The following is a 6,625-nucleotide window of genomic DNA, read 5'->3' as shown; positions in this document are numbered from 1 at the left end:
CGGGAGATAACCACGTCCACCAGGCAAGATCCGGGACCTCACGTGCCCGTCGACGACGTCGCGGACGGCCGCCGAGCGACTCCAGATAACGATCGGGTTGGTGGTGCGCAGGTGCTGCCAGTGCTCGGCCGGGTAGTCGTAGAACTCCAGCAGCTCGTCGAGGTCATCGGTGATCTTGGAGACCGCCTTGGCGAACTTCGCCCCGTAGGTGGCCTCGAAGGACTTCACGGCGTCGAGGGCGTAACGGCGGTCCTCGGCGTTCCAGATCTCGGCCAGCGCCTTCTTCGCCCCAGGGTGGGCGGAGCGCGGCATGGCGCCGAGCACGTTGGCGATCTTGTGAAACCAACACCTCTGCTCCCGCGTGGCCGGGAAGACCTCGCGCAGCGCGCCCCAGAACCCGAGCGCCCCGTCGCCGATCGCGAGTACCGGGGCCCGCATGCCGCGCCGTGCGCAGTCGCGCAGCAGGTCTGCCCACGACTCGGTCGACTCGCGGTAGCCGTCAGCGAGAGCGACGAGTTCCTTGCGACCGTCGGCGCGGACCCCGATCAGCACGAGCAGACACAGCTTGTGTTCTTCGAGGCGGATGTTGACGTGGATCCCGTCGGCCCACAGGTAGACGTAGTCCACTCCGGATAGGTCGCGGGCGGCGAAGGCGCGTTGCTCGGCCTTCCAGGTCTCGGTCAGCTTGGTGACTGTGGCCGCGGAGAGCCCGGCCGTGGAGCCGAGGAACTGCCCCAGCGCGGGCACGAAGTCCCCCGAAGACAGGCCGTGCAGGTAGAGCAGCGGAAGCACCTCGGTGATCTTCGGGGTGCGCCGGCACCACGGCGGCAGGATCGCCGAGGAGAACCGGCGTCGCTCGCCGGTGTCGGGATCGGTGCGCCGGTCGTTCACCCGGGGTGCGGTCACCTCGACCGCTCCGGCCGAGGTGAGCACGTCGCGGGGCTGGTGGGAACCGTTGCGTACCACCAGCCGGCGGCCGTGCTCGTCGCGCTCGCCGGCGTGGCGGGCGATGTAGTCGTCGACCTCGGCCTGCAACGCCTCGGCCAGCATCCGGCGGGCGCCCTCGCGGACCAGTTCGTCGATCACGGCCGGGCGGTGCTCACGGCGGGACTCGTCGCCGCCGTCGGGTTCGGGAACTACTGTGAGCACGGGTCGTACCCTTCCGGCCGGCGTTGGCGCGCCGGCCTTGCTTGAGGACCGTCAAGATCACCGGGAGGGTACGACCCCTCCCCGGTCATCCACAGGTCTCAAGCATTGCTCGGCGCGAACACACCTAAGTGATCGGTTATCTACGGCTGGTGGCGGGGCCTTCGCTGCAGGACCATGCTGGGTCGTAGTCGTGAGAGTGCAAGGGCGCAGGAGGGAGCGGGCATGGCACCGAACACCGCTCGCACCGACCGGGACGAGCGGGCACTCGACGTGCTGCGCGACATCTGGTCGGCCAACGCACAGTCCGCCGACGAGCTCGAGGAGGAGCTGCGCGCGAACCGGCCGAAGGTCTGCCGGAACATGCGCTCGATCGGCTTCGGTGGGATGGACCCCGAGACCGTCAGCCCCGGGGAGGCCACGAACACCCCGGTCGACACCGACATCAGGGCCGCGTGGCGGGAGAAGCTGGCGGAGGAGGGCAAGCTCCACCCGCAGGGTGTGAGCGTGGCCGAGCTGCTCGACGACGCGGGTGAATCCGCCGATGGCTGATCCTGGTCCGCCGGACGCCCCGGCCCCGAACCCCGGGTCGGTCGCCGACCTGACCGGGATGCTCCGGGACGGCGGCTACCTCGCCGACCGCGGGCTGGCCACCGCGGTGCACGTGGCGCTGTCGTTGAACCGGCCGATGCTGCTCGAGGGTGAGGTCGGCGTCGGGAAGACCGAGCTGGCCAAGACGCTGGCCACCGTGCTCGGGCGCCGGTTGATCCGGCTGCAGTGCTACGAGGGCATCGACACCGGCCAGGCGATCTACGAGTGGGACTATGCCCGCCAGATGCTCTACATCCGGGCGATGAGCGAGGGCGAGACCGGCCGGGCCGCAGATTCACCCGATACAGTGGTATCCGCGCTGTTCGGGCCGGAGTTCCTGGTGGAGCGCCCGCTGCTGTCCGCGGTGCGGGCCGGCGCGGGCGCGGTCCTGCTGATCGACGAGATCGACCGGGCCGACGACGAGTTCGAGGCGTTCCTGCTGGAGCTGCTCGCCGAGTTCCAGGTGAGCATCCCGGAGGTCGGCACGATCCGCAGCGCCGATCCCCCGCTGGTGCTGCTCACCTCGAACCGGACCCGGGAGCTGCACGACGCGCTCAAGCGCCGCTGCCTCTACCACTGGCTCGACTACCCGAGCGCGGAGCGCGAGGTGGAGATCGTCACCGTGCGCGAACCCGGGATCCCCGCGGAGCTGGCCCGCAAGGTGGTGAGTGCGGTCAACCGGCTACGCGAGCTGGACCTGGCGAAGCCCCCCGGCGTCGCCGAGACTATCGACTGGGCCCGGACGCTGGACTTCCTCGGCGAGGACCTCGGCCCGGACAGCGCCGGGCTCACGCTCGGCTCCGTGGTGAAGGACCACGACGACGAGGAGCTGGTCCGGACCCGACTCGACGACCTCACCGCACCCACGTGAGCGGGCCGGGGACCGATCTCGTCCGGGTCCTCGTCGAGTTCACCCGGCGGCTGCGCGCGGAGGGGCTGACGGTCGGCTCCGGCGACGTGCTGACCTTCTCCGCGGCCGCGGGCACGCTGGACCCGACCGACCTGGTGGATCTCTACTGGGCTGGCCGGGTCTCGCTGGTCACCAGGCGCGACGACCTCGCCACCTACGACCGGATCTTCGCCGAGTTCTTCCTGGACCGGGACAACCCGGTGGACGAGCTGGTCCGGGTGAACGCGACCACCGAGTCGGCCACCGAGAGCGCGGTGGAGATCCCCGCCGCCGAGCCCGGAGACGAGGACGACGAGGAGGAGGACGAGGCGGGCAAGCTCGGCCTGGTCGCCTCGAACGTCGATCTGCTGCGCACCCGGTCGTTCGCCACCTGCACGGACGAGGAGCTGGCCGCGCTGCGCCGGATCATGGCGACGATCCGGCTGTCGCCGCCGCGCAGGCGCACCCGACGGAGCCGCCCGGCGCGCTCCGGGCCGGTCCCGCACATGCGGTCCACCCTGCGCCGCAGCATGCGCTCGCACGGCGTGCCGATCGAGCTGGCCTGGCGGCGGCGCCGGGTGCGGATGCGCCCCCTCGTGCTCCTACTGGACATCTCCGGATCGATGGCCGACTACTCCCGGGCCCTGCTGCAGTTCGCCTACAGCACCCAGCGGGCATCCCGGTCGCTGTTCCGGGTCGAGGTGTTCTGCTTCGGTACCCGGCTCACCCACCTGAGCGACCCGCTGCGCGCACGACGCCCGGACGACGCGCTGCGCCGCGCGGCCGACCGGGTCGTCGACTGGGAAGGAGGCACCCGGATCGGGAGCTCGGTGGACGAGTTCGTCCGCCGCTACGGCCGGCGTGGCATCGCCCGGGGAGCTGTCGTGGTGATCTGCTCGGACGGGCACGACCGCGGTTCGCCCGACGTGCTCTCCACGGCGATGCAGCGACTGAGCAGGCTCTGCCACCGGATCGTCTGGGTCAGCCCGCACACCGGCGCCGCGGAGCGGCGCGGACCGCTCCCGGTGGGCATGATGGTGGCGGAACCCTACGTGGACGCCGTGCTACCGGGACACGACCTGGACAGCCTGGAGAAGCTGGCCGAGCTGCTGCCGACACTTCGGTGATCGGACACGGCGGCGACCGGCGGCGCGAGTAGCGAGGAGACGATCGTGCGCTGGAGTGTGAGCGTGCTGGCCGAGGGCGATCGGACGATCACCCACGACGAGGTGCTGAACCTGGCCGACGCCGTCGCCGTCCACCAGGGGGTGGCCAGCGGGATCGGCACGCCGAGCTACGGGGCGCAGATCGTGGTCGAGGCGGACAGCGAGCCGGAGGCCGTCGAACGCGGCAGGGCGGTGTTCGCCGAGGTGGTCGAGCAGGCCGGGCTGCCTGCCTTCCCGATCGCCAGGGTGGACGCGCTCAGCGAGGAGGCCGACGCGGCCCCGGACGACGCGCCGTGATCCGCCTGGGGTCGCTCGCCGGCTACGCCTTCTCCGGGCCGCGGCTGCTCGGCGGCTGGACCCCGACCGTGGTGCCCGCCGTGTACGCGATCCTCTACAAGCCCGACGAGGCCAGGGAGCGGTTCGCGGTGATCTACGTCGGGTACTGCGACGATCTGAGCACCGAGGGGCTGCCGTTCCGGCACCGGCGCAGCCCCTGCTGGGTGCAGCGGGCCGGGTCGAAGTGGAACCTGCACATCGCCACGCTCGACGTCCCCGGCGGCGGTCCCTCGCACCGCAGGCAGATCGCCGAGGAACTGATCGGGATGTACGAGCCGAGGTGCAACGACGAGCGGTTCGACGCGTCCTGGCGCGACGAGTGGATCGGCGAGTACTCGGACGCGCCGAGCACGTCCCCGCTGCCGCCCCCGCGCCGCTGAACCGTCCGGCCCCGGACGCACCACTGCGGCGCCCGCCCGGTGAGCAGGGCGGGCGCCGCCGTGGCGGTCGGAGAGTGGCGTCTCAGCCGGCCGGCCGGTACCCCACTGCCTCCATGAGCCGGGACCGGCGCCTACCGGCCGCGGGCACGGCCACGGCGGGCCGCTCCTCGATCGGCGATGCGCCCTTCACGATGTTCTCCGCGAACCCGTAGAGCAGCGGCAACGCGCCGGCCACCGTCCCGCCGGAGCGGTTGATGTGCTGCAGACCGGGTTCGATCTTCTCGGCATCGGAGTCGATCCTGCTCACCGACTCCGAGCACTCCTCCAGGTTGGTGGCCACCCGGGTCAGCAGCGAGCCGACCCAGAACAGGTAGAACGCCAGCCCGGCGATCAGCGCGACCACCGCGGCCACGGACAGGACGATCATCAGGGTCATCACCGACCACCTCCGTCCACTGTCTGCACCGCGGGAGCCGACCGGTCCAGCGGCACCCGTCCCAGGAACAGGTGGTGCGCCAAGCCCTCGGCGAGCACGCGGTCCACCGCGTCACCGGTCTGCGGGATCAACGCCGTCGACCCGGTGTTGCCGGTGATCGCCGACAGGGTGTCCCGGATCTCGGCCACCCGCCGATCGATGATCGTCACGAACCAGATCAGCAGGCTGAGCAGCGCCGCGACCGCGATCACGACCACGAAGCCTGCGATGATCGCGACCCACCACGCCGTGATCTCTTCCGGAGCCATCGTCACCCTCCCAGTCGTTGCCGGCCGCGACGCAGGCCGGCCGTGATCACGTCGGCGTGATCGATCGTCGTGGTCAGGTCGGCGAGCGGGCGGGTGTTCCGCTCGGACGCCCGGAGTGCGTCGTCGATGGCCGGTGCCTGCTTCCCGATCCGGTGCGCGAGCACCAGGATCGGGACGACCAGGGCGACCACGACCAGTACCACGACGATCCCGATCGCGAAGCCCACGTACCAACCCGTCAGATCGGCCCCGGGGTTCATACCGCCTCGCAGAAGTCGCGGACCGGCTTCAGGTTGGCGTTCACCGACGGGACCACCTCGGGCACGGTCGACGTGGACGCCGCGATCGCCTCCACGCCCCCGGTCAGGGCGGCGAGGGTCGCGCTGACGTGGCGCAGGTGCAGGATGACCCGGAGCAGTCCGAGTCCGGTGACGGCGATGATGAGCGCCGCGATGATCAGCGTCGCCCAGGCGGCAGCGGGCATGGCGCGTTCCTTCCTCGTTCGGGAGTGCTCACAGCAGCTTGGCGACGCTGCCGGCGTAGCGGGTGGCGCCGACCGCCACCTGCTTCACCGTCGCGTCGGTGGTGGCCAGCAGCTGCGGGACGGGTTCCAGCCGTCCCGCCAGCCGCCCGCCGTCGGCGAGGATGTCGTCGGCGGCCCAGCGGATCCGCTCCACCGCGGCGAGCACGCGGTTCAGCAGAGCCACGACCACCGGGAACACCACCAGCAGCAGGATCGCGTTCCCGATCCACCAGAGAGTCATGGGTGTCGTCCTCCTCTTCCTCGAAGTCGATCCGGTCAGGGCCGGGTGCTCGGGCCGAAGAACCGGCGCAGTACCCGCTTGACGGCCATCACGGCGGCCGAGATGCCGATACTCAGCCCGCTCGCGGGCCTGGCCCGGACGATCGTGCCCGTCCCGCCACCGTTGTTGATCTTCTCTTCGACGCAGTCGGCGAAGCTGCGCATCAGCACGCCGGAGACGTCGGCGATCATGCCGCGGCCGAACTGCGCGGCGGCCCCGGAGACCTGCAGGTCCTGGGTGACGCCGACGTCGGTCTTCCCGCCGGAGCCGGTGGTCAGCTGCATGGTCATCGTCATGTCGGCGGTGCCCTTGCCCTTGTCCTCGGACCCGGACGCGTGCAGCACCAGCCTGCGCGCCGCCTCATCGGACTCCACCAGCTCGGCGATGCCGGTGAACCGCAGCGACACCGGTCCCAGGCGGGTCACGACCTTGCCCTCGTACCGGTCGCCCCCGAAGTCCTGGGTGAGCTCGGCGCCGGGCAGGCAGGGCACCAGCCCGGGCAGGTCCTGCAGCTCGGACCAGACCTTCTCCATCGGGGCGCCGACGGAGAACTTGTTCTCGATCAACATC

12 protein-coding genes are annotated in these 6,625 nt (G+C 71.1%); 5 read left to right on the top strand and 7 right to left on the bottom strand.

What is annotated here, in order from left to right:
• Positions 1-1,149 (bottom strand): IS256 family transposase (locus ACVJO7_RS32710; RefSeq protein ID WP_491676173.1); only part of this gene is annotated, 1,149 nt, incomplete at its 3' end.
• 222 nt (positions 1,150-1,371) lie between these two features.
• On the opposite strand from ACVJO7_RS32710, the gene ACVJO7_RS32705 reads away from it, so the two are divergent.
• Genes ACVJO7_RS32705 through ACVJO7_RS32685 form a run of 5 tightly spaced genes read left to right on the top strand, consistent with a single transcriptional unit; the run spans position 1,372 to position 4,508 of the window.
• Positions 1,372-1,698, top strand: a complete 327-nt coding sequence (locus ACVJO7_RS32705; protein WP_491676172.1) for a hypothetical protein — start codon at positions 1,372-1,374, stop codon at positions 1,696-1,698.
• Positions 1,691-2,608, top strand: a complete 918-nt coding sequence (locus ACVJO7_RS32700; RefSeq protein ID WP_491676171.1) for an AAA family ATPase — start codon at positions 1,691-1,693, stop codon at positions 2,606-2,608. The genes ACVJO7_RS32705 and ACVJO7_RS32700 overlap by 8 nt, the downstream gene beginning before the upstream one ends.
• The gene (locus ACVJO7_RS32695; protein WP_491676170.1) at positions 2,605-3,753 is read left to right on the top strand and encodes a vWA domain-containing protein; all 1,149 of its coding nucleotides are present in this window, start codon (positions 2,605-2,607) and stop codon (positions 3,751-3,753) included. Before ACVJO7_RS32700 ends, ACVJO7_RS32695 begins: the two co-directional genes overlap by 4 nt.
• 45 nt (positions 3,754-3,798) lie before the next feature.
• Positions 3,799-4,089: a hypothetical protein gene (locus ACVJO7_RS32690; protein ID WP_491676169.1), complete on the top strand. Its 291-nt coding sequence runs from the start codon at positions 3,799-3,801 to the stop codon at positions 4,087-4,089.
• Positions 4,086-4,508: a hypothetical protein gene (locus ACVJO7_RS32685; protein WP_491676168.1), complete on the top strand. Its 423-nt coding sequence runs from the start codon at positions 4,086-4,088 to the stop codon at positions 4,506-4,508. The genes ACVJO7_RS32690 and ACVJO7_RS32685 overlap by 4 nt, the downstream gene beginning before the upstream one ends.
• A gap of 82 nt (positions 4,509-4,590) precedes the next feature.
• Here ACVJO7_RS32685 and ACVJO7_RS32680 read toward each other — a convergent pair whose 3' ends face one another.
• The 6 genes from ACVJO7_RS32680 to ACVJO7_RS32655 are packed head-to-tail and all read right to left on the bottom strand — an operon-like array spanning position 4,591 to position 6,624.
• A complete protein-coding gene (locus ACVJO7_RS32680) occupies positions 4,591-4,944 on the bottom strand; it encodes a hypothetical protein (protein WP_491676167.1) in 354 nt (117 codons plus the stop codon).
• On the bottom strand, positions 4,944-5,252 hold the full coding sequence (locus ACVJO7_RS32675) for a hypothetical protein (RefSeq protein ID WP_491676166.1): 309 nt from the start codon (positions 5,250-5,252) through the stop codon (positions 4,944-4,946). The genes ACVJO7_RS32680 and ACVJO7_RS32675 overlap by 1 nt, the downstream gene beginning before the upstream one ends.
• A 2-nt stretch (positions 5,253-5,254) precedes the next feature.
• Positions 5,255-5,479, bottom strand: coding sequence for a hypothetical protein (locus ACVJO7_RS32670; RefSeq protein WP_491676165.1), 225 nt, complete (start codon positions 5,477-5,479; stop codon positions 5,255-5,257).
• Between the two features lie 29 nt (positions 5,480-5,508).
• Positions 5,509-5,736: a hypothetical protein gene (locus ACVJO7_RS32665; RefSeq protein WP_491676164.1), complete on the bottom strand. Its 228-nt coding sequence runs from the start codon at positions 5,734-5,736 to the stop codon at positions 5,509-5,511.
• Positions 5,737-5,764: 28 nt separating this feature from the next.
• On the bottom strand, positions 5,765-6,016 hold the full coding sequence (locus ACVJO7_RS32660; RefSeq protein ID WP_491676163.1) for a hypothetical protein: 252 nt from the start codon (positions 6,014-6,016) through the stop codon (positions 5,765-5,767).
• Between the two features lie 35 nt (positions 6,017-6,051).
• Positions 6,052-6,624: an SRPBCC family protein gene (locus tag ACVJO7_RS32655; RefSeq protein ID WP_491676162.1), complete on the bottom strand. Its 573-nt coding sequence runs from the start codon at positions 6,622-6,624 to the stop codon at positions 6,052-6,054.
• Position 6,625: the final 1 nt, after the last annotated feature.

The sequence above is a fragment of the Pseudonocardia sp. DxW genome, assembly GCF_058448985.1.
Note: the sequence above shows the minus strand (reverse complement) of the source record. Positions and strands in the feature narration are given on the sequence as shown.

Excerpts from the sequence above, each read along its gene's own strand:
- ACVJO7_RS32705 (WP_491676172.1), top strand. The coding sequence starts at position 1,372 with ATGGCACCGAACACCGCTCGCACCGACCGGGACGAGCGGGCACTCGAC.
- ACVJO7_RS32700 (WP_491676171.1), top strand. The coding sequence starts at position 1,691 with ATGGCTGATCCTGGTCCGCCGGACGCCCCGGCCCCGAACCCCGGGTCG.
- ACVJO7_RS32680 (WP_491676167.1), bottom strand. The coding sequence starts at position 4,944 with ATGACCCTGATGATCGTCCTGTCCGTGGCCGCGGTGGTCGCGCTGATC.
- ACVJO7_RS32675 (WP_491676166.1), bottom strand. The coding sequence starts at position 5,252 with ATGGCTCCGGAAGAGATCACGGCGTGGTGGGTCGCGATCATCGCAGGC.
- ACVJO7_RS32665 (WP_491676164.1), bottom strand. The coding sequence starts at position 5,736 with ATGCCCGCTGCCGCCTGGGCGACGCTGATCATCGCGGCGCTCATCATC.
- ACVJO7_RS32660 (WP_491676163.1), bottom strand. The coding sequence starts at position 6,016 with ATGACTCTCTGGTGGATCGGGAACGCGATCCTGCTGCTGGTGGTGTTC.
- ACVJO7_RS32655 (WP_491676162.1), bottom strand. The coding sequence starts at position 6,624 with ATGTTGATCGAGAACAAGTTCTCCGTCGGCGCCCCGATGGAGAAGGTC.